The sequence below is a fragment of the Bradyrhizobium canariense genome, from assembly GCF_018130465.1.
GTDB lineage: Bacteria > Pseudomonadota > Alphaproteobacteria > Rhizobiales > Xanthobacteraceae > Bradyrhizobium > Bradyrhizobium canariense_C.
Window position 1 is genome coordinate 216,878 of record NZ_JAFCKJ010000006.1, and the last position, 24,784, is coordinate 241,661.

Genomic DNA, 24,784 nt, shown 5'->3' on the forward strand with positions numbered 1-24,784 from the left:
ATTCCAGTCGTTGCACGTCCGGCCTTGAGATCGCGGTTCCCGCTTCCTGCACCGCGGCAAATGCCAAGAGAATGTCGCCTCATTGGCCAACTTCCGACACAGCGCCCGGGCGAATAGCGTCGATCCGACATGATGCATGTGCTTCGGCGGTGACGGTCCCCACGTCGCCGTCGCATTCATTTTTCCCAGGGAATCCCTCGTGTCGCATAAGCTTGCCTCCGCGCTGCTCGCCGCGCTCTTTATCGCGATCTCGTCTCTCTCCAGCGCCCGCGCCGAGCCGCCTGCGCCGGCGGCAAATAGCGCTGCCGTGTTGTCGCCCGAGGAGGCCAAGCGCGCGCTGGAGACGCTCCAGGACGACAAGAAGCGCGCGCAGATGATCGACACGTTGCGCGCGATCGCCAATGCGTCTGGTCCACAGCAGCCCGCGCCCGAGCAGAAATCGCCGATCCCGCTCGCGGCCGACGGCCTCGGTGCGCAGCTCCTGCTCACGGTGTCGGAAGAGATCGGCGAGATTTCGCGAGACGTCGCCGATATGGCGAGGACGCTCACGCACTTCCCGGCCTTCTATTACTGGATCGTGCGCACCGCGAACGATCCCGCCGCCTACAACCTCCTGATCGAGATCGCCTGGAAGCTGGCGCTGGTGCTCGGATGCGCCCTCGCGGCGGAGTGGGTGATCTTCCGGCTGATCCGGCGCCCCGTCATATTCCTCGAAGCGCGCGTGCCGCAGATTGTGCATGTACCGGCACAGGCGCTCGCTGCCGGCGATCCGCCATCTTCCGCGGCCGGCGTCGCCGTCCAGCCCGAACAACACCGGCGCCGCGTCAGCCTGGCGCGGGCGTGGCAGTTGCTGCTCAGGTTGCCTTTCGTGTTCGGTCGCCTGGTGCTCGAACTGCTGCCCGTGCTCGTGTTCGTGGGCGCGGCCACGGCGCTGCTCGGAACGGAAATCGGTGATCCCGCAACCGTCCGCCTCGTGATCCTCGCCGTCGTCAATGCTTATGCATTCTCGCGCGGGCTGATCTGTCTCGTTCGCGCGCTGGCTGGACCGTACGGCCTGTTTCCGGTTCGCCCTGAAACGGCGGCCTATATCGAGATCTGGGCGCGCCGCATCGTCGGCGTCGGGGTCTCCGGCATCGCGTTTGCCAATGTGGCGCTATTGCTCGGGCTGCATCGCGCCGGCTATGCGGCACTGCTGCGCATGGTGATGCTGGTCGTGCATCTCTTCATCGTCGTCATCATCCTGCAATGCCGCCGCCAGGTCGCCGAAGCCATCCGCGCGCCGGCCGATCGGCAGGGGATCGCGGCGCGACTACGCAACCGCATTGCGGGCGGCTGGCACTATCTTGCCATCGCGCTCGACCTCGCGCTGTGGGCGGTGTGGGCGCTCAACATCCGCAACGGCTACTCGCTGCTGCTGCAATACTTCGTCGGCACTGTCGTGGTGGCGCTGGTTACGCGCGTTGCCATCATGGTGACGCTGAGCCTGATCGACCGCGGCTTCCGCATCAAGCCGGAGATCCTCCAGCGCTTTCCGGGCCTCGAGATTCGCGCCAACCGTTATCTGCCGCTGCTGCGCAAGATCGTCTCCAGCGTGATCGCCTTCATCGGCTTCGTCGCCGTGCTCGAGGTGTGGGGCGTCGACGCCATCGTCTGGTTCTATGGCGGCCAGATCGGCAGCCGGCTGATTTCGGCGGTGGCGACGATCGGCATCGCCGTTTTCGTCGCTGCGGCGATCTGGGAAGGCAGCAACGCGCTGCTGGACCGCCAGATCAATTCGCTGTCGCGGGACGGGCATTATGCCCGCGCCGCGCGGCTGCGGACCTTTCAACCGATGCTGCGGACGGCCTTGCTTTGCGTGATCGCCGCCGTCGTCGGCCTCACGACGCTCAGCGAGATCGGCGTCAACGTCGCGCCGCTGCTGGCGGGCGCCGGAATCGTCGGCATCGCCATCGGTTTCGGTTCGCAAAAGCTGGTGCAAGACCTCATCACCGGCCTGTTCCTGCTATTGGAGAACACCGTCCAGGTCGGCGACAGCGTCAGCGTGTCGGGGCTGTCGGGCGTGGTCGAGAACGTCTCGATCCGCACCATCAGGCTCCGCGCCGGCGACGGTGCCGTGCACATCGTGCCGTTCAGCGCGGTCACCACCATCACCAATGCCAGCCGCGGCGCCGGCAATGCGTCCGTCAGCGTCAACGTCGCCTACAAGGAAGATACCGACCGCGCCGGCCAGATCCTCAAGGATATCGTCGACGAGATGCGCCGCGAGGTGGAATTCCGCAGCCTGATCCGCGGCGATCTCGAACTCTGGGGCATCGACAAGGTCGACGGCGCCATGGTGTCGATCGTCGGCCAGATCCGCTGCACCGAGGCCGGCCGCTGGCCGGTGCAGCGCGAATTCAACCGCCGCATGAAGCAGCGTTTCCAGCACAACGGCATCGAGGTCGCATCCGCCACCCAGACCATCCTGATGCACATCGCGCCGCCGGCTGATAGCGCCGCCAATTTGACGCCAAGGCGGGCAGCAGGATAGTCGCCCCGCCAAATTTCCGACTTGCCTCTGTCTGTCCGGCAGCGTTCACTCCGGCCCCAGCCCGTCGACAACATGCGGGCGGCAAAAAAGGGTGGGAGAGACTGATGCGGGGGCTGTGGGCCGGATTGCGCGGCCATGTATTGCGCGGCTATGTGATGGTCGTGTGCGCCTTGATTGGAAGTGCGGCGTGGACCGGACCGGGCAACGCCCAGTCGTTTCCCTCGCGTCCCATCACCCTCGTGGTGCCATTCGCGGCGGGCGGCCCGACCGACACGCTGGCGCGCATATTGTCCGAACGCATCGCCGCCGAATTGCACACGACGGTCGTCGTTGAAAACGTGGCGGGCGCCTCCGGCAGCATCGCCGGCGCCCGCGTCGCGCGCGCAACGCCGGACGGCACCACGATCACGATCGGCCATTGGGGCACGCATGTGCTCAACGGCGCGATCTTCAAGCTGCCCTATGACGTGATCGCCGATTTCGAGCCGGTCGCGACGATCGCAATGGGCACGCAGCTCATCGTCGGCCGGAAGACGCTCGAGGCCAACACTCTGAAAGAGATGATCGCGTGGCTGAAGGCCAACCCCGGCAAGGTGACTGCCGGCACCGCCGGCGCCGGCACGGGTGCCCACGTCGCCGGTGTCTTCTTCAAGGAGAGGACCGGGACCGACTTCCAGTTCGTGCCGTATCGCGGCGCGGGGCCCGCCATGATCGACCTCGTGGCCGGGCAGATCGACATCATGTTCGATCAGGCCTCGAACTCGCTGCCGCACTACAAGAACGGTGCGATCAAGGCGTTCGCGGTGACGTCGCCGACGCGGCTCGCATCCGCGCCCGATATCCCGACTGTCGACGAGGCGGGGCTGCCCGGTCTCTACATCTCCTACTGGCACGGCATCTGGGCACCGAAGAGCACGCCGAAGGAGATCGTCACGAAGCTCAACGCGGCCATCGTCACCGTGCTTGCCGACGCTTCCGTCAAGCAGCGTTTTGGCGAATTGGGGCAGGAGATTCCTCCGCCCGATCAGCAAACGCCCGCAGCGCTTGGAGCCTTCCAGAAGGCCGAGACCGAGAAATGGTGGCCGATCGTGAAGGCCGCCGACATCAAGGCTGAATAGCGCTGTCGCTGCATAACTCTCCCTCATCCTCAGGAGCCCGCGAAAGCGGGCGTCTCGAAGGATGGCCGCGAGCGAGATCGGGGGCCTTCATGGTTCGCCCGGCGATGCAAAGCATCGTCCGGAGACGCGCGTTCCGCGCTCCTCACCATGAGGAGCGGGAGCTTCGCGGGTTAACCTTTGCCTCGCGCTTGATCTGCGATCTGCACTAAAATTCTCGCTGCGGTGCGAGATCACAATCGATGCGCGGGTTGCTACGTCCTTGATATCGGGGGAGCGGTAGCCGACAATGGCTTTGGTTCAATAAGAAAATCCTTGGGGGAATTCGTGAATAGACCTGCCCGGGTCGTTGCCCAGCCGACATCGTCCGATCCATCGCATGGCATGGCGCTGCTGCGCGATCCCTTGCTCAACAAGGGCACCGCCTTCACGGAAGCGGAGCGTGCCGCGCTCGGCTTGCGCGGTCTGTTGCCGCCCTGCGTGCTGACGATGGAGACCCAGGCCGAGCGCGTGCTCGTCAATCTGCGCACGCTGCCGACCGATCTCGAAAAATACGTCGCGCTGAATGCGTTGCATGACCGCAACGAGGCGCTGTTCTTCCGCGTCGTCGTCGACAATATCGACGAGATCCAGCCGATCATCTACACGCCGACGGTCGGGCTCGCCTGCCAGAAATACGGCCTGATCTTCCAGCGCCCACGCGGCATGTTCATCTCCTCGCGCGATCGCGGCCAGATCGCCGATATCCTGAAGAACTGGCCCTATCCGGCCAAGCTGATCGTCGTCACCGATGGCGAGCGCATCCTCGGCCTCGGCGATCTCGGCGCCAACGGCATGGGCATCCCGGTCGGAAAGCTCTCGCTCTATTCGGCCTGCGCCGGCGTGCATCCCGAACTGTGCCTGCCGATCGTGCTCGACGTCGGCACCAACAATGAAGAGCTCTTGAAAGACCCGTATTATCTCGGCTTGCGCGAGCGGCGGCTCACGGGCGAGGCCTATGACAGCTTCGTCGACGAGTTCATGGCCGCCGCGCGAAAGACCTTTCCGGGTGTGCTGATCCAGTTCGAGGATTTCGCCAACCACTCGGCGTTCAAGCTGCTGCACAAATACCGCGACGAAGCCTGCGTCTTCAACGACGACATCCAGGGCACGGCTGCGGTGGCGCTCGCCGGCCTGTTTTCGGCGCTACGCGTCAGCGGCGGCAAGCTGAAGGATCAGCGCATCCTGTTCCTCGGCGCGGGCGAGGCCGCGACCGGCATCGCCGATCTCGTGACGTCCGCCATGATGGCGGAGGGCGCCTCCGAGGCGGAAGCGCTCCGGCGCAACTGGCTGGTGGATTCCCGCGGCCTCGTCGTCGGCGGCCGTGAAGGCCTGTCCGGCCACAAGCTCCGTTATGCCCATGCCGGCCAGGCGCCGATCGCCGACTTCCTCACCGCGATCAGGACGCTGAAGCCGACGGCAATCATCGGTGTTGCCGCGGTCGGCGGCGCCTTCACGCCCGATGTGCTCAAGGCGATGGCCGAGCTCAACGAACAGCCGATCGTGTTCGCGCTCTCCAACCCGACCTCAAAGGCCGAATGTTCGGCGGAGGATGCCTACCGCTACACCGAGGGCCGCGCGCTGTTTGCCTGCGGCAGTCCGTATGACCCGGTCAAGCTCAACGGCCGCACCTTCGTGCCGCGTCAGGGCAACAACTCCTACATCTTCCCGGGCGTCGGCCTCGGCGTCATCGCCAGTCGTTCGCGCCTCGTCACGGACGAGATGTTCATGGCAGCCGCCCATACGCTCGCCGATTGCGTCGGCAAGGACGATCTTGCGCAGGGCAGCCTCTACCCGGCGCTGCCGCGCATCCGCGAGGTCTCGGTCCGCATCGCTGCCGCCGTCGCCGACGTCGCCTTTCAGCGCGGGCTCGCGGACGGTCCCGCGCCCAACGACGTGAAGGGCCTGGTCCAGTCGCAGATGTACGAGCCGAAGTACTGAGGCTCGTAGTTTCAGCGGAATTTGCGGAGGCGGCCCCTCTCCCCGTAAGAACGGGGCGAGGGAGTGCGACAGTGGTGCGTCCCTTACATCGATAGCAGTCAGATCGTTCGCGGTGATGCTTCTTAACCTCTCCCCGCTCTTTGGCGGGGAGAGGTCGGATCGCGTGAGCGATCCGGGTGAGGGGCAGGGCACTCCGCTAACCAAATCAAAGGTCCATCCGACTCGTAACTGGTTCTGATGGGCGTCAGGCCCGCCCACCGCCGCCATTTCCGGTGGAATCGCCGTTGCCCGGCACGGCCCGATATGCGACAGTCTGTAGCGTTACAAGAAAACTCAAAGGTCAGGTGCCATGGACGATCGTTTGCCCGAACTGGGCGACCTTGAGCACGAGGTCATGCAACTGGTTTGGGCCCATGGTCCTGTGACGGCCGAAATCGTGCGCGAAAAGCTGTCGCGTCGGCTGAAGGAATCCACGGTCCGCACGGTGCTGCGCAGGCTGGAAGAAAAGGGCTATGCTCGGCACACGGTGGACGGACGCACCTATGTCTACCACGCAGCCGAAGAGCGCTCGCGGGTTGCGGCCAAGGCGGTGCAGCGCATCGTCGACTGGTTCTGCAACGGCTCGATGGAGGAGGTCCTCGTCGGCATGGTCGACAATGCAATGCTCGACCAGCAGCAGTTGCGCACACTGGCCGACCAGGTGGCCAAGGCGAAGAAGGCGAGGGGAGTGAAGAAAGAATGATCGCAACTCTGGCGGAGGCGGCGCTGCGCTCCCTTGTGCTGGGAGGCGTCGTCTGGTTCGGCCTCAACCTGTTTCGCGTGCGCAATCCGCACGTCCACATGACGGCGTGGGTCGTCGTGCTGCTGGCATCGCTGGCGATGCCCTTGGTGATGCATTGGCCGACGGTCACGATCACCCGGCTGCCATTGCCGGTATCCATGCCGGATGATGTCCTGCCGGCTGACCTCTCGATGCTGGAGACGCCGCAGCCCACGCAGCCGATCGCGCCCGGCGCGATGATTGCTCCGCCGGCGAGGAGCGGCGTCTCGATCAATTGGTGGCTGGTCGCCACCGTCGTCCATGCCGGCGTCGCCAGCCTGTTGCTGCTGCGGCTGGCCATCGGCCTCTGTCTGACCTGGCGCCTCGCGCGCGCGGCAAGGCCGATCAACGCTCCGCACTTGGTCGATGCCGATGTGCGCGTCAGCCGCGACGTCGGCGGTCCCGTCACGTTTGGCTCGACCATTCTGGTGCCGCCGCAATTTGCCGGCTGGGAGCCGAAGAAGCGCCTCGCGGTGCTCGCGCACGAGGGCGCGCATGTCGCCAACCGCGATTTCTATATCCTCTTGCTCGCCTCCCTCAATCGCGCCGTGTTCTGGTTCAGCCCGTTCTCGTGGTGGCAGCTCGCGCGTCTTGCCGAACTTGCCGAGATCATCAGCGACGCCGAGGCAATCGAGGTGATCGACGACCGGCTGTCCTACGCCGAAATCCTGCTCGATTTTGCCAGCAGCGTGAAACCGCGTCCCCTGGAGCTCGCGATGGCGCGGGCCTCGACCGTGCGTGCGCGCGTCGAACGCATCATCGCGGCTGCCGCGATGCCCGTCGCGGTCGGCTGGCGCAAGCGGCTGTGGATCGCGGCCGCGATCGTCCCGGCCGTGATCGTGTCGGCCGGCATGATCGCCTATCGCACGCCGGACCCTGCGCCCGGCGTCGCCGATAGCGGCGAGGTGCCGGCCCAGCATTACCGCCCCTTCGTCAATTTCTACGCCATGGGCCCGGCCTCGGTGTTCGCCATCTTCCGCGAAGGTGACGAACTCTACGGCCAGCTCACCGGGCAGCGCAAATTGCGTCTGACGGTCGGCAGCGACGGCACCGCGTCCTACTCTGCTTCGTCCGGCGAGATCACCTTTCCGCTCGATGCCGAGCGCCGCTCCACCGGGCTGACGCTGCGCATGAACGGCCGCGACATCCGCGCGGTTCGCGTCGCCGAGATGCCGACGGCGGCGGCTGATTCCGCGTCACTCGATCAATATGTCGGCTGGTACAGGGTCGCGCCGAATCGCGTGCTCACCGTGCGCCGCGACAGCGATCGTCTCCAGGTGCAGGAAACCGTGCAGGGCCGGGCGACGCTTCTCACTGAGGGTGCCGACGTCTTCTCGATCCACGGCGAGAACCTCCTGATCTTCCTGCGCGACGAGCAAGCCAAGGTCTCGCGCGTGCTGGTCCAGAACGCGGTCTTTGGCGCCCGTCTCGCACCGCGGATCGATGCGGCGGTGGCGCAGGCGATCGAGGCCGACTTCGCGCGCCGTGTCGCGGAAGTGCCGGATCGTTTCCGCGAGCAGGTTCCGGTCGCGGGTGGCAAAGACATGATCCTGCGCGGGATCGAGGATCTGCGCCGCGGCACGCCGAACTACGATCGCATGAGCGCGCCGCTGGCTGCCAAGATCCAACGTCAGCTCAATGAAACGCAGGCAACGTTCGTGGCGCTCGGCGCGGTCGAGTCGATCTTCTTCCGTGGCGTCGGGCCCGGCGGCTACGACATCTACGGCGCCAAGTTCGACAACGGCACCGCCGAATTCCGTCTGCTGCTCGAGCCCGACGGCAAGGTCGGCGACGTGCTGTTCCGGGCCGACGGCAATGACGAGCTCGGCGGCATCGTGCCCTGCGCGGATGAGGCGAATGTGCGCGGCCGCGCCGGCACCTCGCCGATCCGGATCATGGTCTACAACGAGATGGGCGAGGACATCGGCGTCTTCAATCTCGATGCCGACGGCAATCGCAAGAGCCAGAGCGTGGTGAGGCCCAACATGAGCTGGGCCGCGACGACCACCGTGAACAATCCCTGGGTGATTGCCGACAAGTCCGGACGTTGCCTCGAGGTCCTGGTGCCGGGCCGGCAGACTCGCTTCCACAATGTCGAGGCTTCGAACATCGGCGCAAAGCCGGGGCGTGCCGCGCGCCGCGCCGTTCCGATCGCCAATGGCGAGGAGATGCTGCGCAGCTATATCGAGGGCGTCGGCAAGGGGCAGCCCGATTACGAGCACATGACGTCGGAAGTTGCCGACATCACACGCCAGCAGCTTCCGTTCGACCAGGCGATCCTGGCGAAGCTTGGCACGCTGCGTGCGGTCTCGTTCCGCGGCGTCACCGCGCTCGACAGCGACATCTACATCGCCCAGTTCGCCAACGGCTCGGCGGAATGGCGGATCGGTGTCAGGAACGGCACGATCACCAAGATCGCGCTTGGGCCCAACTTCTAGGTGACTGCCGCCGTCGGTCTGCGGGACCGGTGGCTCCCGAGTTCTTGACGGCGGTCTCTCAATCTCCGCTTGCCGGTCCCCGCCATTAATGCTACGGTGTGTAGCATTACGGTTCGTAGCTTAGCGCTGACACCGTCGGCAGGCTCGAAAGAATTGGGCGACCGCCATGAGCAGTTCTGCAAAGGCCGAGGCTGTGCTGGCGCTTCATCGCTTCGGGATGGGGCCGCGTCCGGGATCGATTGCGGCTGTCGGGACCGACCCGCGTGGCGCGCTGATAGCCGAGCTCGACCGCCCGCTCGTCCTGAACGCTGCCGCCGGCCTTCCCTCCAGCGCAAAGGCCTATCGCACCGTGGCCGATGCCAATGCGCGTCGAACGGCGCGCGCCAAGCAGGCTCAGCAACAGGCCAAGAAACAGCAGATCGCCGCGGCGCCTGTCATGTCCGAAGATCAAGCGCAGACGCAGGGACAGGCGCAAGGCCAGGGAGAGAAGGACGCCGCCGAGATGGCGGCGAAGCAGGCGGCCGACGCCATTCCCGATCCCGGACGTCCGATCTATTTGCAGGAAGCCAAGTTGCGCACCGAAGCTGCGCTTGCCGCCGACATCGGCTTTGCCGAGCGGCTGGTGTGGTTCTGGTCCAACCATTTCTGCGTCTCGGCCAATCGGATCCAGAGCATGTCCGGCGCCTATGAGCGCGAAGCCGTTCGCGCAAACGCGCTCGGCCGCTTCGTCGATCTGCTGCTGGCCGTCGAGGGTCATCCGGCGATGCTGGTCTATCTCGACAATCTTGGTTCGATGGGAGCGAACTCGACGGCCGGCATCAACCGCAGCAGCGGCCTCAACGAGAACTTTGCGCGCGAGATCATGGAGCTGCATACGCTCGGCGTGCGCACCGGCTACACCCAGGACGACGTCATCAGCTTCGCCAATGTCATGACGGGATGGACGCTTGTTCCGCCCGGAGACAATCCCGAGCATGGCGGCGAATTCACCTTCAACCCGCGGCTGCACGAGCCCGGCGGACAGACCGTGCTCGGCAAGCGCTACGAGCAGGAGGACGTCGAGCAGGGCCGCGCCGTGCTGCGCGACCTTGCAGCGCATCCCGCGACCGCGACCCATATCACGACCAAGCTCGCGCGCCATTTCGTCGGCGACGAGCCGCCGCCGGTGCTCGTCGAGAAGATGGCAAAAACCTTTCGCGACACCGAGGGAGATCTCAAGCAGGTTTCGATTACGATGGTGTCCTCGGACGATGCGTGGCGCGGACCGCCGTCAAAACTCAAGCGTCCGAGCGAATGGGGCGTTGGCATGGTGCGCGCGACCGGCATCACAAAAGTCGATCCCGTCCGCTTCACCGGCGGCCAGGAACTGCTCGGCGAGGCGCTGTGGCGTCCGTCGGCGCCGAAGGGCTATCCGGATGACGAGGCGAGCTGGATCGACGGCGTCGGCCGGCGGCTCGACGTCGCCAACAATTTTGCCGAGCGCCTCGCCGGCATGGCCGATCCGCAAGCCATCATCGAGGACGTCTTCGGATCCGAGATCGCGCCCGAGGTAAAGCAGGCAGTCGGCCGTGCCGAGAGCCGGCAGCAGGCGCTGGCGCTCCTGTTCATGTCGGCGGATTTTCAGAGGAGGTGAGCATGGGCGTCGTCAATCATTTGCCCACGCGGCGCGAGCTTCTGGTCGGGTCCGGCGCGCTGTTCGCGTGGAGCCAGATGCCGCGGATCGCGCGCGCCGAAGGGCGCGATCCGCGCCTGCTGGTCATTGTGCTGCGCGGCGCGCTCGACGGCCTCGGTGCGGTTGCGCCGGTCGGCGATCCCGACTGGATCTCCCTGCGCGGCGATCGTGCGCTGGTGCTGGACGGCAAGCCGCCGGCACTGCCGCTCGATGCCTTCTTCGCACTCAATCCGGCGATGCCGAATCTGCATCGGCTCTACAAGAGCGGCAAGGCTGCGATCGTCCATGCCGCCGCGACGCCCTATCGCGAGCGTTCGCATTTCGATGGCCAGGACGTGCTGGAAAGCGGGCTTGTCAAGCCAGGCATGACCAGCTCGGGATGGCTCAACCGTGCGCTGCTCGCGCTGGAATCCGGCGGGCGTGTCGATCCGCGCGGCAGCCGCGCGCTCGGCATTGGCTCGGTGACGCCGCTGGTGGTGCGCGGTTCGGCGCCGGTCATGACCTGGGTGCCGCAGAGATTGTTGCCGGCGAGCGAGGACACGCAGAACCGCCTGCTCGATCTCTACCAGCACACCGATCCGAAGCTTGCGACCGTGCTCCAGGCCCGCATGAAGCTCGCTTCGCTCGGCGGCGCACCGGGCGCGAGCGATCCGATGTCCGGCGATCCGACGCTGGCGCCGCCCGGCATCGCGCGCGTGCGCGCCTATTTTGCCGAAGCCGCCGGCACCGCCGCGCGCTATCTCGCAAAGCCCGACGGACCGCGCGTCGGCGCCATGGGCTTCGTCGGCTGGGATACGCACATCGCCGAGGGCGCGGCCTCGGGCCAGCTCTACAATCTGCTCGGTGCGCTCGACGGCGCCTTTGCCGCGATCGAGAGCAACATGGGCGAGGCGTGGCGAGAGACGGTGGTCGCCGTTGTCACCGAGTTCGGGCGAACCGCGCGCATCAACGGCACGCAGGGCACCGATCACGGCACCGGTACGGTCGCCTTCCTCATCGGTGGCGGGCTCAGCGGTGGCCGCGTGATCGCGGACTGGCCGGGACTGAAGCCGGCGCAACTGTTCGAGGATCGCGATCTCAAGCCGACCACGGATTTGCGTGCCGTGCTGAAGGGCCTCTTGAGAGATCATCTGTGTGTCGAGGAGAAGGTGCTCGCAGAAGCGGTCTTCCCAGGCAGCGCCGACGTCAAGCCGATGGGAGGCCTCGTCGGCTGACGGCGCGGCTCTCGCAACCGGATCGGGTTCATGATGTGCACGCTGACACAACGCGAGCTCGACTTTCTCGCCAGCCTGAAAACCGGCTGGCGGCGGCTCTATCGGCGCGAGCTCGCGCGGCTCTCGAAGGGTGGCGCCGAGCCTGGCGAGGTTGAGCCGGAGACGCGTCCGATCGTCTGGCGCGTCGTATCGGGCTTATCCCACGAGTCTGTCTCGATTCAGGACAGGCCAGTGTGGTGGAATCGTCACAGCTAGACGCGAAACGGCTGCGGCCTCAGGCGCGCTTTTGTTCCGACAAGGTTCTGCCCTCATTGCCCACCGAAACTCCGGGCCGTTCGGAGGGCGCATCATGTCTTGCTTTGCACGTGCCGAAAATGCCCGGATTTCGCTGGCAATCCCGTGCCGGGTACTGCTCGTCATCATCGGCGCGGCGTCGCTTGCGGCGTGTGCGCAATCGCCGGTCGGCCGCCAGAGGGCCGATCTGGCCGGCACCGGCCGGCAGGCCACCATCGAGCGCCCGCACAAGGTCGCGGCCCTGCATCCGCGTCCGATCAGCCGGGCGCGCGTCCCCGACGGCGACGCAAAGCAAAGCGTCTCGCACGGCGTCGCCAGCTTCTATTCGGATACGGAGACGGCGAGCGGCGAGAGGTTCGACAAGAACGAATTGACCGCGGCCCATCCCAGCCTGCCGTTCGGCACAAAGCTGCGCGTCACCGATGTCTCATCCGGTCGCTTCGTGACCGTCAGGATTAACGATCGCGGGCCGTATGTCCGCGGACGCGTGGTCGACATCTCTCCCTCCGCGGCCGAGGCGCTCGGCATGGTCGACAAGGGTGTCACCAATGTCCGGCTCGACGTGGTGCAATAAAGCGCAGTTCTCGTCGATCCGAGACGCCGCGCTTAACCGGCTGTTAGCCGCCTCCAGCGCACGATGGATACCCAAACAATTCGGGACTCCAAATCGGAGCTCTAGGGGGGCGGCGCTTGAACACGATCCAGTATCTCGAAGATCAGGCCGCACGCGCCGAGCGGCTCGCCAAACGGATCACGGATACATTGACGATCGAAAAGCTCCTGACCTTCGCAGGCGAACGCCGCCGCGAGATCGAGGTCATCGCTGGCAAGTACCGGCGCGCCTGATCCTCGTCATCCATGCGCTGAACCCATTGCCTGGCTTCCTCGTCTGCGCAATTGAAACAACGCGCGCTCAGCTGTGGCTCTCGACGAAGTCGCTGAGATAGTCGGGCAGCGTCACGCCAGCGAAGTCGCAGCGCGCCTGGATTTCGTCGGCGACGTCGGTCGAGATGTCCTTCATCCAGTGCTCGAGCGTGTTGAACGAGATGACCTTGACGGGGTCGTTGAAGCAGCCGCCGACGAGTTCGCGGATCGTGGCATCGAGATCGCTTCGCTCGACACGGATTTCGGTCGCCTTGTCGAGGCGATCGATCACCACGAACAGGGTCTGGTCTGCGCCATAGGGCACGACCGGGGCTGGCACGCCGATTTCAAGCATGTGAGGCACTTTCGCCTTCGCTTCCGATCATCACCAACGGGAAAATCCGGAAGAAAGTTCCTGCGCTCAGGCGGTGCTTTTTGCGGGGATCAGAGAAACTCCCTCAGCCGCGATAGCTCGGTGATGTGCTCGGGCGAGAGGATGTCCGTGACCAGCGGCGGCTGAGCCATCGTGCGGATCTCATAGAGATGCCTGCTCGTGGCCGGCTTCTCCATGAACGCCGAGATGCATTCGTCGAGCGTGCCCTCGCTCACCTGGTAGGACTCTCTGTCCGAGCGCCGCTGGTTCGCAAGCGACGGCCATTTATACAGCACTGCAAGGACGCCAAAATCGACCTTTGACTCCCCAACCACGTCGCCCATCGTCCCGCCTCACGCAAAAAGAACCCCAGCACACTAGCGTGCCGGGGCCTACACCCATTGCTGCATCTCAATGCCACAGCATCCAACGCGATGACCGGGAAATAGTTCCCGCCAATTGTTCGCTGTCAGCTCGCGGCCGCCGCGATCCTGTGCCCTGGGCTGGTGTGGCGGTGGCTGGTCTCATCGCCGCGGCCAATTTCGGGCGGCAGCCCGGCGAAGCGCCGCAAGGCCTCGGCCATCTGCACCCGGCCGGAGACCCCGGTGATCACCACGTCCACCATGGTGAAGGACGAATGGAAATGGCCGCGCGCCTTGAGTTGCTCGACCGGGACGCCGGCGGCCGCCATCGCCTCGGCATAGGCGATGCCTTCGTCGCGCAGGGGATCGAATTCGCAGGTGACGACGAAGGCCGGCGGCAACCCCGAGACCTTGCCGCGGAGCGGCGAGACGCGGGGATCGGTGCGGTCGGCCGGCGAGCAATAGAGGTCCCAGAACCAGTACATCAGCGAGCGGGTCAGGAAATAGCCGGTCGCATTGTCGTTGTAGGAGGGGCGGTCGAAGGTGCAGTCGGTGACCGGGCAGATCAGGAGCTGGCCCGCGATATCAGGGCCGCCGCGATCGCGTGCAAGCTGACAGGTGACGGCGGCGATGTTGCCGCCGGCACTCCAGCCCGCGACCAGCACCGGGCCCGGCCTACCGCCGAGCTCGGCAGCGTGCTCGGCGATCCAGCGTGTTGCCGCATAGCCGTCTTCGGCTGCGGTTGGGAAACGATGCTCGGGCGCATGACGATAGCCGACGCTGACGAGCATCATTCCGGTCCGCCGCACCATGTCGCGGCAGAACGGATCGTCCGACTGCTCGTCGCCGAGCACCCAGCCGCCGCCGTGGAAATAGACCACCACCGGATGCGGTCCCGGCGTTGCCGGCCGGTACACCCGGTAAGGCAGCGGGCCGTCGGCGCCGGGCAGGGTGCCGTCGACGATGTCGCCGATCGGCCGTCCCGCCGGGCGGCCCTTGTTGAACTCGTCGACGAAGGCGCGGGCGCCGAGCGCGCCCATCGACTCGATCGGCGGCAGGTTGAGCGTAGCCAGCAGGTTCAGCACCAGCCGCACATCCGGCTGCAGGCGCACCACCTCGCCGTCATTGCATTGCGCGGCGACATTGGGGCCGGTCAGCTTGAAGCCGAGCATGCCGCGGCTGACAACCTCGTCGCAGATGCTGCGATAGGGTCCGACGCCGCCGGTATAGGGCATCAGGCCCTGCACCTTGCCGGGCACGTTGGCGCCCGTGTACCAGGTGTTGGCGAGCCGGTGCAGCGTCACCATCGAGCAGTCGGCCATGTGCCGGCCCCAGCCGGCCTGCGCCGTCTCGGTCGGCTCGATCGTGGTGAAGCCGGCGTCGCGCAATGCTTTGAGCCGGTCGACGACCCAGTCGACATGCTGCTCGATCGACACCGCCATGTTCGACAGCACCGACGGGCTGCCGGGTCCGGTGATCATGAAGAAGTTCGGGAAGCCTTCGACGGTGAGCCCGAGATAGGTCTGCGGCCCCTGCGCCCAGACGTCGGTGAGCGACTTACCGCCACGTCCGGTGATCGGATGCACGGCGCGGATCGCGCCGGTCATGGCGTCGAAGCCTGTTGCGAACACGATGACATCGACCTCGACGCTGCGCTTGGACGTCGTGATGCCGCTTGCGGTGATCGCCTTGATCGGCTCCTGACGCAGATTGACCAGCGTGACGTTCGGCCGGTTGTAGGTCGCATAGTAGTTGGTATCGAGGCAGGGCCGCTTGGCGCCGAAGGGATGATCGTGCGGCATCAGCGCCGCCGCCGTCTCCGGATCCTTCACGGCCGCCGAGATCTTCTCGCGGATCAGCTCGCCGATCAGCGCATTGCCGTCGAAATCGACGCCCTGATCGGCCCAGAGCTGGGTCAGGATGTGGATGAGGTCGCCGGCGGCCCAGGCGCGTTCGAAGCGCTCGCGGCGCTCGGCATCGCTCAATTGCCAGCTTACTACCGTCTGCTGCGGATAGGGCACGCCGGCCATCGACTGGCGCGCCTGCTCGCGATAGGCCGCACGGTCGCTTTCAAAGAAGGTCTTGCGATCCTCCGGCGCCGGACCGTTACCTGCAGGCAGCGCGAAATTCGGCGTGCGCTGGAACACGGTCAGGTGTGCGGCCTGTTCGGCGATCAACGGGATCGACTGAATGGCCGACGAGCCCGTGCCGATCACGGCGACGCGTTTTCCCGCGAGGTCGACGCCGTCATGTGGCCAGCGCCCTGTGAAATAGACCTTGCCCTTGAAGTCTTTCACGCCGTCGATTTCCGGCGGCTTTGGCGCCGAGAGGCAGCCGGTGGCCATGATGTAATGGCGGCAGGAGACCGGCGCGCCATTGTCGGTGGTGAGCTGCCAGCGTTCGGTCGCCTCGTCCCATTTCGCTTCCGTGACCTTGGTCTTGAAGCGGATGTCACGCCTGAGATCGTAGCGGTCGGCGACGAAGCCGAGATAGCGCAGGATCTCGGGCTGGGTCGCGTATTTCTCCGACCAGGTCCAGGCCGTCTCGAGGTCCGGATCGAAGGTGTAGCTGTAATCGATGGTCTGGATATCGCAGCGCGCGCCGGGATATCGGTTCCAGTACCAGGTGCCTCCGACATCGCCGGCTTCCTCGAGGGCGACCGCGGTGAGGCCGGCCTTGCGCAGCCGATGGAGAAGATAGAGGCCGGCAAATCCGGCACCGACCACGGCAACATCGACCTGCTGACTGGTTCCGCGCCCCGCGTCAGAGGCACGTGCAGCAACCATTGCATCAGGCATGGCATTTCCTCCCGTGTTTTGTTTTGCCGGCAGGCTAGCGCTGCAGGCTCGGCTTGTCATCAGAGCAAGTGCAATCTTCGGTGGTCGTTTGCGGCGTGATCGTGGCGGCGCGAACGTCGCTTCAATGCACGCATCGCGATGCACAATAGCCGTGATTTCCCGGGCTAATCATGCCCGATCCGTCTGTGTATGCTTGCGGCTACAAGCCACGCGTACCGACCGGGCGTCATGACAGAGTTGAGTGAGCGAACCAAAGCGAACATGGACGTCGTCCTGGAGGAGACGTGCCGCCAACTGCCGCACGGCGGCGATCACGACAGCCGCAGGTTCATCGCCCAGCGGCTGATCGAGGCGGCGCAGTCCGGTCACTCCACGCTCGGTGAGCTCGGCATCATCGCACGCCACGCACTGGCGGAGCTCGTCGCTAAGGGGAGCTAGGCGCGGCCACGACGCTTGCCTCGCACTGGGCCACGGACATAACCTGCCTAAACCCTTCCGCGCATCGAGATGCTCCGAAGATGCGGTCCGTGTTCGCGCTTTTTGCGACGTCTCTCGTCCTCTGTTGCGCCGGCTCAGCCGTGGCCCAGCCGGTCGGCCAGTTTCCGTTTGCGCTGACGCGGGAAGGACAGATGCTTGGCGCCGTCGAAGGCGAGGTGGCGTCGTTCAAGGGGCTGGCCTATGCGGCCGCGCCAATCGGGCCGCTGCGCTGGCGTCCGCCGCAGGCGACGCCTGAGAGTTCGGAGATGCGCACCGCCTATGCCTATGGCGCGCCGTGTCTTCAGCCGTCGCTGCCGGGGGCGAGCGAGGATTGCCTCACGCTGAACGTGTTCCGTCCGTTCGGGGTCGACGGCCCGCTGCCGGTGATGCTGTTCATTCACGACGGCGCTTTCGTCAGCGGCACCGCGAACGATCCGCTGTTCGACGGTGCCAGGCTCGCGCAGGCCGGCCTCATCGTGGTGACCGTGAATTTTCGCCTCGGCGCGTTCGGCTGGCTCACCGATCCCGCGCTGTCGGAAGGCGGTTCCGGCAATTACGGCCTGATGGACCAGATCGCGGCGCTGCATTGGGTGCACGACAACATCGCCGCCTTCGGCGGTGATCCGAACAACGTCACCTTGTTTGGCAGCGGCGCAGGCGCGACCTCGATCGCGCTGCTGATGCTGTCTGCGCAATCGCGCGCTCTCTTTCAGAAAGCCATTCTGCAATCGGTCCCCGGTCGTGCGCGCCTGCGCTCGGCGCAGGAGGCCGAGATTGTGGGCCGGCAATTCGTGGCGGCGCTGGGGCGACAGGCCGATTTGCGCGCCGCCGAGCCGCGACGCCTGCTTGCCGTCGAAAAACATCTGTTGGAAAAATCGCCGCGCAGCTTCGCGCCGACGATCGATGGAAGTCTGGTGAGCGAGGAGGTCGCCGCAGGCTTCGCGGCCGGACATGAGAGCCGCATTCCCCTGGTCATAGGCTCGAACGACGACGAGACGGGTTTCGACGGCGAGCTGGATATCCGGGAAGAGCTGGCATCGTCGGGCACCACGAGCGATGAGCTGCGCAGGCTCTATCCCGACCTCGCCAGACCTTCCGGCCGCGCGGCAAGGTTCTACACCGACAAGGTCTTCTCCGAGCCAGTGAGACTGCTGGCGCGCCTGCATGCCGCCAGCGGAGCGCCGACCTTTCGCTATCGCTTCGCCTATGTGCCGGAGGCACGGCGCGCAAACCCCGAGGGCGGTCACGGGCGGGAATTGCAGTTCATCTTCGGCGTAGAAGGCATGCCAGGCGCGGGCATCTTGTCACGAGGCGATCGCGAGGTCGCAAGTCGCATGCGCGCCTACTGGATCAATTTCGCCAAAAGCGGCGATCCCAACGGTGCGGACCTGCCGCATTGGGATGCGGCCGCAGGCAGCGATCGCCTGCTGCTGATCACGAACGATCGCATCGCGAGCGGAGACGACCCCTGGTCGGAGCGCCTGGACAGTTTCGGGCGTTAGGGCAGGATGAGTTGGACTTAAGCCGCGAGCTCGACGCGCGGCGCCGGGCTCAGCCGGTCTTCCTCCAGATGGTCCATCGCGCCATCCTTCTCGACGGCATAGAACTGCTGGCCTTCCTTGGAGCGGTAGGCGGCGCGAACGACGCCGCGACGGCCCTTGTCACTGTTGACGACGTCCCCCAGCGCAAACTTCTTCATCTCACGTCTCACTTGTCTTCAGGCCGACACCCTTCGGCCACCGCTGGATTGTGGGCGGCAAATCGTTAACGACTTGCTAACCATACCCGTTTGCCTATGCTTCGGCCGATCGCGCGGGCAGCTCGCACGCGCATGTTGCCAATGAAACGAGCCTTCTCCCATGGTGCGATTTCCGACCCTCTTCCTGTCGCATGGCGGCGGTCCCTGGCCGTTCATGGAGGACAGGCGGGTGCAATATGCGAAGACCGCCGAGGCGTTCGGCCGGCTGCCGCAGCTATTGCCGGAGAAGCCCAAGGCCGTGCTCGTCATATCAGGACATTGGGAGGCCGACGCCTTCACCGTGTCCACCTCGGCGCATCCGCCGATGGTGTACGACTATCACGGTTTCCCCGAGCACACCTATCACCTCAAATATCCGGCGCCGGGCCAGCCCGAGCTCGCCGCGGAGGTGAAGGCGCTGCTTGCGCGCGCGGGCGTCGATTGCCGGGAGGATCCCAACCAGGGTTTCGATCACGGCACCTTCGTGCCGCTCGGGCTGATGTATCCGAACGCCGACATGCCGATCGTGCTGCTGTCGCTGAGATCGAGCTATGACGCGGCCGAACACATCAAGGCCGGGCAGGCGATCACTTCGCTGCGCGATGAAGGCGTTCTGATCGTCGGCAGTGGGCTGACCTATCATAACATGCGCGGATTCGGCCGGGCGGAGTCGAAGCCGGTCTCGTATGATTTCGAGGCCTATCTGAACGAGGCGATCAGCCACAAGGATGCGGCGCGCCGCAACGCGATGCTGGTTGACTGGGAGAACGCACCGAGTGCGCGCCTTGCGCACCCCCGCGAGGATCATCTGCTGCCGCTGATGGTCGCTGCCGGTGCCGCCGGCAGCGATGTGGGCCATCGCGTCTTCGTCGACGAGGTCGCGAACGTCGCGATGGCGTCTTATGTGTTCGGCGGGTGATCTCCTCCCTCTTCCCGCAAGCGAGGAGAGGTGAAGAAGAGTGGCTCACCCGTACTTCAGCTTCATGTACAGAATCCCGCCGGCGAGCACCATGGTGATGGCGTTGGCGGCGACGAGGGGCGCATCGCCCGACAGCAGGCCGTAGACGAGCCAGAGCGCCAAGCCCAGCACCATGACCAGGAACATGCCGAGCGAGATATCGCCGGTGGAGCGGGTCTTCCACACTTTGATGGCTTGCGGCGCGTAGGCCATGGTGGTGCAGGTCGCGGCGGCAAAGCCGATCAGCTTGATCACGAAGGGGTCCATGGCCGCTCTATAGCATGGATTCGACGATGGTCGCGCCTCAGGCGCGCGCCGTCATGAGGCCGCGATAGAGTGCGGCATAGTCACCGGCGCGGTTACGCCAGGACACGTCGGTCGCAAGGCCGCTCAGTTGTAGCCGCCGCCAGGTCAGCTTGTCGTGAAAGGCGGTGTTGGCCTTGCGCAGCGTGCCGGCGAGGGCATCCGCGGTCACCGGACCGAACTTGAATCCGGTGGCATCGCGGCCGGACACATCGGCCTCGCCGATATCGACGATGGTATCCTCGAGGCCGCCGACGCGCGAGACGATGGGTACGGCGCCGTAGCGCAGCGCGCAGAGCTGGGTCAGGCCGCATGGCTCGAACCGTGATGGCACGATGAGCGCGTCCGAGCCGGCCTGGATCAGATGCGCCATGATCTCGTCATAGCCGATCACGACCCCGATCCGGCCGGGGTTCGCGCGCGCTGCGGCCTGATAGCGATCCTGGAGATCGCGGTCGCCGCTGCCGAGCAGCGCGAGCTGCATGCCTTCGCGCAAGATGGTCGGAATGGCCTCGAGCAGGAGATCGAGCCCCTTCTGCCAGGACAGGCGGCTGATGACGCCGAGCAATGGCGCTTCGTCCGAGGAATCCAGATTGAACTGCTGTTGAAGCACCGCCTTGTTCGCGGCCCGGAACGTGAGGTCCTCCGCGCCGAAGCGGTAGGCGATGTGCGGATCTGCTTGCGGATTCCACACCTCGATGTCGATGCCGTTGAGGATTCCGCTCAGCACGTTCGCGCGGGCGCGGAGCAAGCCGCCGAACCCCATGCCGCCTTCGTCGCTCTGGATCTCCTGCGCATAGGTCGGCGAGACCGTGGTGATGCGATCGGCGAATTGCAGGCCCGCCTTCAAAAAACTGATGCCGCCGAAATATTCGAGGTCGTCGACGCCGTAGGCGCGCCAGGGCAGGCCAATCGAACCGATCAGCTCGCGATCGAACTTGCCCTGATAAGCCATGTTGTGAATGGTCATCACGGTGGCCGGCCGCGGTCGGTTGTCATAGTGCAGATAGGCCGGCGCGAGCCCGGCTTGCCAATCGTGGGCGTGCACGACGTCGGGCACGAAGGCGGGAACGAGGCCGTGGCCGATATCGGCCGCGATGCGCGACAGCGCGGCGAACCGCACGCCATTATCCGGCCAGTCGACGCCTTCGGCCGTCACGTAGGGGTTGCCTGGACGCGCGTAGAGATGCGGCACGTCGAGCACGAATAGATCGAGGCCGTCATGCGAGCCGGCGAGCAGGCGTCCGGGGCCGCCGAAATAATCCGGCCAGCGTCGGATTTCGTCGGCTCCCCCCAGCATCCGCATCACGTCGGGATAGCCCGGCATCAGCGTACGCATCTCGACGCCATGCGTCTTCAGCGCGATCGGCAGCGCGCCCGCGACATCCGCGAGGCCGCCGGTCTTGACGATGGGATAGACTTCAGAGGCGACCGCGAGGACGCGAACAGGCATCATGTATTGAGCCTGTCGAGCATCGGCTGGGTGATGAGCGAAATGCCCTGCTCGGTGGTGCGGAAGCGCTTTGCGTCCAACTCGGGATCCTCGCCGACGACGAGCCCCTCCGGAATCTCGACGCCGCGATCGATCACGACGTTCTTCAAGCGCGCGCCGCGGCCGACATTAACGTAGGGCATGATCACGGCGTTCTCGACATTGGCGTAGGAGTTGATGCGCACGCCGGTGAACAGCAGCGAGCGCCGCAGCGAGGCGCCGGAAATGATGCAGCCGCCCGAGACCAGCGAGCTCACCGCCTGGCCGCGCCGGCTCTCCTCGTCGTGGACGAATTTTGCCGGTGGCGTGATCTCCGAATAGGACCAGATCGGCCAGGCGCTGTCGAACAAATCGAGCTCGGGTACCACGTCGGTGAGGTCGATATTGGCGGCCCAATAGGCATCGACGGTGCCGACATCGCGCCAATAGGCGCGCGGGTCACTGCCGGTGCGGACGCAGGAGGTCGAGTACTGGTGCGCCATGGCGCGGCCGTTCTTGACGAGGTAGGGGATGATGTCCTTGCCGAAATCGTGGTTGGAGTTCGGATCCTCGGCGTCGCGCTTGAGCTCCTCGAACAGGAATTTCGCGTCGAACACGTAGATGCCCATGCTGGCGAGCGAGACGTCCGGCTTGCCCGGCATCGGCGGCGGGTCGGCCGGTTTCTCCAGGAACGACTTGATCCAGCCGTTCTCGTCGATATGCATGATGCCGAAGCCGGAAGATTCCTGGCGCGGCATCTCCAGGCAGCCGACGGTGACGTCGGCGCCGCTCTCGACATGCTGGCGCAGCATCACCTCGTAATCCATTTTATAGATATGGTCGCCGGCGAGAACCACGATGAAGCGGCAGGCGTGGGATTCGATGATGTCGATGTTCTGGTAGACCGCATCGGCCGTGCCGACATACCACATGTTTTCGGAGACGCGCTGACTCGCCGGGAGGATGTCGAAGCTCTCGTTGCGCTCGGGACGGAAGAAGTTCCAGCCCATCTGAAGGTGCCGGATCAGGCTGTGCGCCTTGTACTGGGTCGCGACCGCGATGCGACGAATGCCCGAGTTCACCGCGTTCGACAGCGCGAAATCGATGATGCGGGATTTTCCGCCGAAATAGACCGCGGGCTTGGCGCGCCGGTCGGTCAGCTCCAGGAGCCGGCTGCCGCGTCCGCCGGCCAGGACGAACGCCAGCGCCTGGCGGGCAAGCGGCTCGGGTCTCGCGGCACTCATGTCATCCTCCCACAACTCTGGCGCTCGCGAGAAGCCTCCCGGCCGCGCACATTGGAACCGATAGTAACGGCACGAATAGTAAATCGGGAAGGTGGTTGTTGGTTGCGAATGCGCGGGAAGCTTAATGCTTTGCCGCCGTGATCGGGCCTCAGACACCGTCGTGCCGGTGTCACACGCGGCCAGGTCGTCGAGCCCATCGGACACCGGTTGATCACAATGGAGGCATGCGTCTTGTGCGGTGCACGCAAATTCGAGGCCGAATTTCTGGCTTTGACCTTGCGCCAGGATGCCCGATCATGGGCTGCGTCCATGTCCAAGCGAAACGTCAGAGAGGGAGTAAGACGATGAGGATCTGGAAAACGGCAATTGCCTGCTTGCTGGCCGGCGCGGTCATGGCCGGCCAAATCGAGCAGGCCGCAGCGGGCCCGATGCCAACCAATGTCGCGACCATGAAGGCCGCGGCCGGCGATGATGTCACGCAGGTGCACTGGCGCGGCCGAGGTTTTGGATGGGGCATCGGGGGCCTCGCGGCCGGTGCGATCATCGGCGGTGCCATCGCCAGCAGCTCGCCTTATGGCTATTATGGCGGAGGCCCGTATTACGGCGGCTACGGATATCCGGGGCCGGGTTACGGCTATGCGCCCGCCTATTATGGCGGCGGCTATGGACCGGGTTACGCCTATGGACCGGGTTACGGTTACGGGTATCGGTCCTACTACCGTCCTCGTCCTTATTATGGCTACCGCTATGGCTACTACCGGCCCCGGGCGTATTACCGGCCTTACTACCGCGGCTATTGGTGATCTTGTGGTGTCCTTGCGCGGCTAGAGCGAGAGCCACACGATCAGGCTCATGCAGGCAAAATGCGCGGGCACGATCGCGGCGAGATGCGGTGGGCCAGCCTTGAGACGGAGCCCGCGCATCCCGCCGCCGCCTGGAGCTTCAGTCCTGATTGGAATCAGAACCGAAGCTCTGGATTCCTTTTGACGCGTTTTCTTCACGCGAACGGGTATCCACTTCGCTTGAGACGCTCTAGTTCGATCCCGCGGCGGCAGCGGTGAAGCTGCGATCGACGGCTTGCCTGACGTCGAGCTTCTTCGGCAGGATGCCGTAGCGCGTCGAGCGGTCGGAGGCTTCCTGCACCTCCTTCACGACGTTCTCGTCGATCGGAATCGGGCTGGTGCGCTGCGCGGTGTAGGCCGAGAGCAGCACGTCCTCCGGCAGCCTGGTCAGTTCGGCGGTGCTCTTGGCATATTCGCCGAGGTGATCCAGCGACCACAGCCGCGCATTGTTCAGCCGCCGCACGAGGTCCTGCACCGCCGCGCGCTTGGTGGCGATGGCGTTGTCTGAGGCGACGATGAAGGTGATGGTCGGCGTCAGGCCCTCGCCGTCTGCGATCACGCGGGCCTTGTCCTTCAGCGTCGCGAACGAGACGTAGGGCTCCCACACCGCCCAGGCGTCGATCGAGCCCGCGACCAGCGCGATCTTGGCATCGACCGGGCCGAGCGGCGCGAAGGTCGCGTCCTCGAGCTTGATCTGCGCCTTCTCCAGCGTGGCGTCGATCAGGAACTGGCCCCAGCCGCCGCGCGTGCCGGCGAGGCGTTTTCCCTTGAGATCGGCGGCCGATTTGATCGGCGAATCCTGGCGCACGAGAATGGCTTGCGTCTTGGCATCCGACCTGGTGCCGCCGATCGCCTTGATCGGCGCGCCGGCCGCGTAGACCGAAAGGAACGAGAGGTCGCCGGTATAGCCGACGTCGAGTGCACCGGCGTTGAGCGCCTCCAGGATCGGCGCGGCCGCGGGGAATTCAGACCACTCGATCTTGTAAGGCAGATCCTTCGCGTAGCCTGAGATCTCGAGCAGCGAGCGGTTGCCGCCCTTCTGGTCGCCGACGCGCAGCACGACGGCGTCGGCTGCGAGCGACGCCGCGGCCGTCGACAGGGTGATGGCGGCGGCAAGCAGCGATGTCGCGAGCCGGCGGGTGATGGAATGATCGAGGAAGTTGATGCTCATGTGGCCTGTCTTGTTGCCTTGCCCACGACGCGTGAGCGAACGATGCTGCGAGACGGTCAAGTCTATGATCGCGCGATGCGCAGTCAATGAAATGGCCGACCGTATTGCGCGCGCGATGGG

22 protein-coding genes are annotated in these 24,784 nt (G+C 65.4%); 14 read left to right on the top strand and 8 right to left on the bottom strand.

The window, feature by feature from the left end; genetic code table 11:
• Window positions 1-199: 199 nt before the first annotated feature.
• From JQ591_RS18495 to JQ591_RS18540, 10 genes are all read left to right on the top strand, one after another.
• Window positions 200-2,530: a mechanosensitive ion channel domain-containing protein gene (locus JQ591_RS18495; RefSeq protein WP_211397441.1), complete on the top strand. Its 2,331-nt coding sequence runs from the start codon at window positions 200-202 to the stop codon at window positions 2,528-2,530.
• Window positions 2,531-2,634: 104 nt separating this feature from the next.
• Complete coding sequence (locus JQ591_RS18500) at window positions 2,635-3,648, top strand: tripartite tricarboxylate transporter substrate-binding protein (RefSeq protein ID WP_211397442.1); 1,014 nt, start codon at window positions 2,635-2,637, stop codon at window positions 3,646-3,648.
• A gap of 324 nt (window positions 3,649-3,972) precedes the next feature.
• Complete coding sequence (locus JQ591_RS18505) at window positions 3,973-5,625, top strand: NAD-dependent malic enzyme (protein WP_349630388.1); 1,653 nt, start codon at window positions 3,973-3,975, stop codon at window positions 5,623-5,625.
• A 349-nt stretch (window positions 5,626-5,974) separates the two neighbouring features.
• A complete protein-coding gene (locus tag JQ591_RS18510) occupies window positions 5,975-6,367 on the top strand; it encodes a BlaI/MecI/CopY family transcriptional regulator (RefSeq protein ID WP_211397443.1) in 393 nt (130 codons plus the stop codon).
• Window positions 6,364-8,883: a M56 family metallopeptidase gene (locus JQ591_RS18515; RefSeq protein ID WP_211397444.1), complete on the top strand. Its 2,520-nt coding sequence runs from the start codon at window positions 6,364-6,366 to the stop codon at window positions 8,881-8,883. The genes JQ591_RS18510 and JQ591_RS18515 overlap by 4 nt, the downstream gene beginning before the upstream one ends.
• A 166-nt stretch (window positions 8,884-9,049) precedes the next feature.
• Window positions 9,050-10,516, top strand: coding sequence for a DUF1800 domain-containing protein (locus tag JQ591_RS18520; RefSeq protein WP_211397445.1), 1,467 nt, complete (start codon window positions 9,050-9,052; stop codon window positions 10,514-10,516).
• A 2-nt stretch (window positions 10,517-10,518) separates the two neighbouring features.
• Complete coding sequence (locus tag JQ591_RS18525) at window positions 10,519-11,769, top strand: DUF1501 domain-containing protein (protein ID WP_211397446.1); 1,251 nt, start codon at window positions 10,519-10,521, stop codon at window positions 11,767-11,769.
• A 30-nt stretch (window positions 11,770-11,799) separates the two neighbouring features.
• The gene (locus JQ591_RS18530; protein ID WP_211397447.1) at window positions 11,800-12,024 is read left to right on the top strand and encodes a hypothetical protein; all 225 of its coding nucleotides are present in this window, start codon (window positions 11,800-11,802) and stop codon (window positions 12,022-12,024) included.
• A 94-nt stretch (window positions 12,025-12,118) separates the two neighbouring features.
• On the top strand, window positions 12,119-12,637 hold the full coding sequence (locus tag JQ591_RS18535) for a septal ring lytic transglycosylase RlpA family protein (protein WP_211397448.1): 519 nt from the start codon (window positions 12,119-12,121) through the stop codon (window positions 12,635-12,637).
• A 116-nt stretch (window positions 12,638-12,753) separates the two neighbouring features.
• The gene (locus tag JQ591_RS18540) at window positions 12,754-12,909 is read left to right on the top strand and encodes a hypothetical protein (protein WP_014493103.1); all 156 of its coding nucleotides are present in this window, start codon (window positions 12,754-12,756) and stop codon (window positions 12,907-12,909) included.
• Window positions 12,910-12,976: 67 nt separating this feature from the next.
• On the opposite strand, the gene JQ591_RS18545 is transcribed toward JQ591_RS18540, so the two are convergent.
• The 3 genes from JQ591_RS18545 to JQ591_RS18555 form a co-directional block, all read right to left on the bottom strand.
• Window positions 12,977-13,282, bottom strand: coding sequence for a hypothetical protein (locus tag JQ591_RS18545; RefSeq protein WP_211397449.1), 306 nt, complete (start codon window positions 13,280-13,282; stop codon window positions 12,977-12,979).
• An 89-nt stretch (window positions 13,283-13,371) separates the two neighbouring features.
• Window positions 13,372-13,644, bottom strand: coding sequence for a hypothetical protein (locus tag JQ591_RS18550; RefSeq protein ID WP_211397450.1), 273 nt, complete (start codon window positions 13,642-13,644; stop codon window positions 13,372-13,374).
• Between the two features lie 125 nt (window positions 13,645-13,769).
• Entirely contained in the window at window positions 13,770-16,460 is a 2,691-nt protein-coding gene (locus tag JQ591_RS18555; RefSeq protein WP_211397451.1) for a flavin-containing monooxygenase, read from the bottom strand.
• Window positions 16,461-16,649: 189 nt separating this feature from the next.
• On the opposite strand from JQ591_RS18555, the gene JQ591_RS18560 reads away from it, so the two are divergent.
• Together JQ591_RS18560 and JQ591_RS18565 are read left to right on the top strand one after the other, a co-directional pair.
• A complete protein-coding gene (locus JQ591_RS18560) occupies window positions 16,650-16,898 on the top strand; it encodes a hypothetical protein (protein ID WP_211397452.1) in 249 nt (82 codons plus the stop codon).
• Between the two features lie 80 nt (window positions 16,899-16,978).
• Window positions 16,979-18,439 (top strand): carboxylesterase/lipase family protein, encoded by a 1,461-nt coding sequence (locus JQ591_RS18565; RefSeq protein WP_211397453.1) that lies wholly within the window; start codon window positions 16,979-16,981, stop codon window positions 18,437-18,439.
• Window positions 18,440-18,456: 17 nt separating this feature from the next.
• Here JQ591_RS18565 and JQ591_RS18570 read toward each other — a convergent pair whose 3' ends face one another.
• Window positions 18,457-18,636: a hypothetical protein gene (locus JQ591_RS18570; RefSeq protein WP_211397454.1), complete on the bottom strand. Its 180-nt coding sequence runs from the start codon at window positions 18,634-18,636 to the stop codon at window positions 18,457-18,459.
• Window positions 18,637-18,796: 160 nt separating this feature from the next.
• Between JQ591_RS18570 and JQ591_RS18575 the strand changes: the two genes are divergently transcribed.
• Window positions 18,797-19,594, top strand: coding sequence for a DODA-type extradiol aromatic ring-opening family dioxygenase (locus JQ591_RS18575; RefSeq protein ID WP_211397455.1), 798 nt, complete (start codon window positions 18,797-18,799; stop codon window positions 19,592-19,594).
• A 45-nt stretch (window positions 19,595-19,639) separates the two neighbouring features.
• Here JQ591_RS18575 and JQ591_RS18580 read toward each other — a convergent pair whose 3' ends face one another.
• From JQ591_RS18580 to glgC, 3 genes are read right to left on the bottom strand one after another with little or no spacing between them, the layout of a single operon-like run.
• Window positions 19,640-19,900: a SemiSWEET transporter gene (locus JQ591_RS18580; RefSeq protein ID WP_211397456.1), complete on the bottom strand. Its 261-nt coding sequence runs from the start codon at window positions 19,898-19,900 to the stop codon at window positions 19,640-19,642.
• 37 nt (window positions 19,901-19,937) lie between these two features.
• Window positions 19,938-21,392, bottom strand: coding sequence for a glycogen synthase GlgA (gene glgA / locus JQ591_RS18585; protein WP_211397457.1), 1,455 nt, complete (start codon window positions 21,390-21,392; stop codon window positions 19,938-19,940).
• Window positions 21,389-22,651, bottom strand: a complete 1,263-nt coding sequence (gene glgC, locus JQ591_RS18590) for a glucose-1-phosphate adenylyltransferase (RefSeq protein ID WP_211397458.1) — start codon at window positions 22,649-22,651, stop codon at window positions 21,389-21,391. Before glgC ends, glgA begins: the two co-directional genes overlap by 4 nt.
• 344 nt (window positions 22,652-22,995) lie before the next feature.
• On the opposite strand from glgC, the gene JQ591_RS18595 reads away from it, so the two are divergent.
• Window positions 22,996-23,454 carry a hypothetical protein gene (locus JQ591_RS18595; protein WP_211397459.1) on the top strand — a complete coding sequence of 153 codons (459 nt, stop codon included), beginning with the start codon at window positions 22,996-22,998 and terminating at the stop codon, window positions 23,452-23,454.
• A gap of 229 nt (window positions 23,455-23,683) precedes the next feature.
• On the opposite strand, the gene JQ591_RS18600 is transcribed toward JQ591_RS18595, so the two are convergent.
• On the bottom strand, window positions 23,684-24,664 hold the full coding sequence (locus tag JQ591_RS18600; RefSeq protein WP_211397460.1) for an ABC transporter substrate-binding protein: 981 nt from the start codon (window positions 24,662-24,664) through the stop codon (window positions 23,684-23,686).
• Between the last annotated feature and the right edge of the window lie 120 nt (window positions 24,665-24,784).

Excerpts from the sequence above, each read along its gene's own strand:
- JQ591_RS18500 (WP_211397442.1), top strand. The coding sequence starts at position 2,635 with ATGCGGGGGCTGTGGGCCGGATTGCGCGGCCATGTATTGCGCGGCTAT.
- JQ591_RS18510 (WP_211397443.1), top strand. The coding sequence starts at position 5,975 with ATGGACGATCGTTTGCCCGAACTGGGCGACCTTGAGCACGAGGTCATG.
- JQ591_RS18515 (WP_211397444.1), top strand. The coding sequence starts at position 6,364 with ATGATCGCAACTCTGGCGGAGGCGGCGCTGCGCTCCCTTGTGCTGGGA.
- JQ591_RS18520 (WP_211397445.1), top strand. The coding sequence starts at position 9,050 with ATGAGCAGTTCTGCAAAGGCCGAGGCTGTGCTGGCGCTTCATCGCTTC.
- JQ591_RS18525 (WP_211397446.1), top strand. The coding sequence starts at position 10,519 with ATGGGCGTCGTCAATCATTTGCCCACGCGGCGCGAGCTTCTGGTCGGG.
- JQ591_RS18530 (WP_211397447.1), top strand. The coding sequence starts at position 11,800 with ATGATGTGCACGCTGACACAACGCGAGCTCGACTTTCTCGCCAGCCTG.
- JQ591_RS18535 (WP_211397448.1), top strand. The coding sequence starts at position 12,119 with ATGTCTTGCTTTGCACGTGCCGAAAATGCCCGGATTTCGCTGGCAATC.
- JQ591_RS18545 (WP_211397449.1), bottom strand. The coding sequence starts at position 13,282 with ATGCTTGAAATCGGCGTGCCAGCCCCGGTCGTGCCCTATGGCGCAGAC.
- JQ591_RS18550 (WP_211397450.1), bottom strand. The coding sequence starts at position 13,644 with ATGGGCGACGTGGTTGGGGAGTCAAAGGTCGATTTTGGCGTCCTTGCA.
- JQ591_RS18555 (WP_211397451.1), bottom strand. The coding sequence starts at position 16,460 with ATGCCTGATGCAATGGTTGCTGCACGTGCCTCTGACGCGGGGCGCGGA.
- JQ591_RS18560 (WP_211397452.1), top strand. The coding sequence starts at position 16,650 with ATGCTTGCGGCTACAAGCCACGCGTACCGACCGGGCGTCATGACAGAG.
- JQ591_RS18565 (WP_211397453.1), top strand. The coding sequence starts at position 16,979 with ATGCGGTCCGTGTTCGCGCTTTTTGCGACGTCTCTCGTCCTCTGTTGC.
- JQ591_RS18570 (WP_211397454.1), bottom strand. The coding sequence starts at position 18,636 with ATGAAGAAGTTTGCGCTGGGGGACGTCGTCAACAGTGACAAGGGCCGT.
- JQ591_RS18575 (WP_211397455.1), top strand. The coding sequence starts at position 18,797 with ATGGTGCGATTTCCGACCCTCTTCCTGTCGCATGGCGGCGGTCCCTGG.
- JQ591_RS18580 (WP_211397456.1), bottom strand. The coding sequence starts at position 19,900 with ATGGACCCCTTCGTGATCAAGCTGATCGGCTTTGCCGCCGCGACCTGC.
- glgA (WP_211397457.1), bottom strand. The coding sequence starts at position 21,392 with ATGATGCCTGTTCGCGTCCTCGCGGTCGCCTCTGAAGTCTATCCCATC.
- glgC (WP_211397458.1), bottom strand. The coding sequence starts at position 22,651 with ATGAGTGCCGCGAGACCCGAGCCGCTTGCCCGCCAGGCGCTGGCGTTC.
- JQ591_RS18595 (WP_211397459.1), top strand. The coding sequence starts at position 22,996 with ATGAGGATCTGGAAAACGGCAATTGCCTGCTTGCTGGCCGGCGCGGTC.
- JQ591_RS18600 (WP_211397460.1), bottom strand. The coding sequence starts at position 24,664 with ATGAGCATCAACTTCCTCGATCATTCCATCACCCGCCGGCTCGCGACA.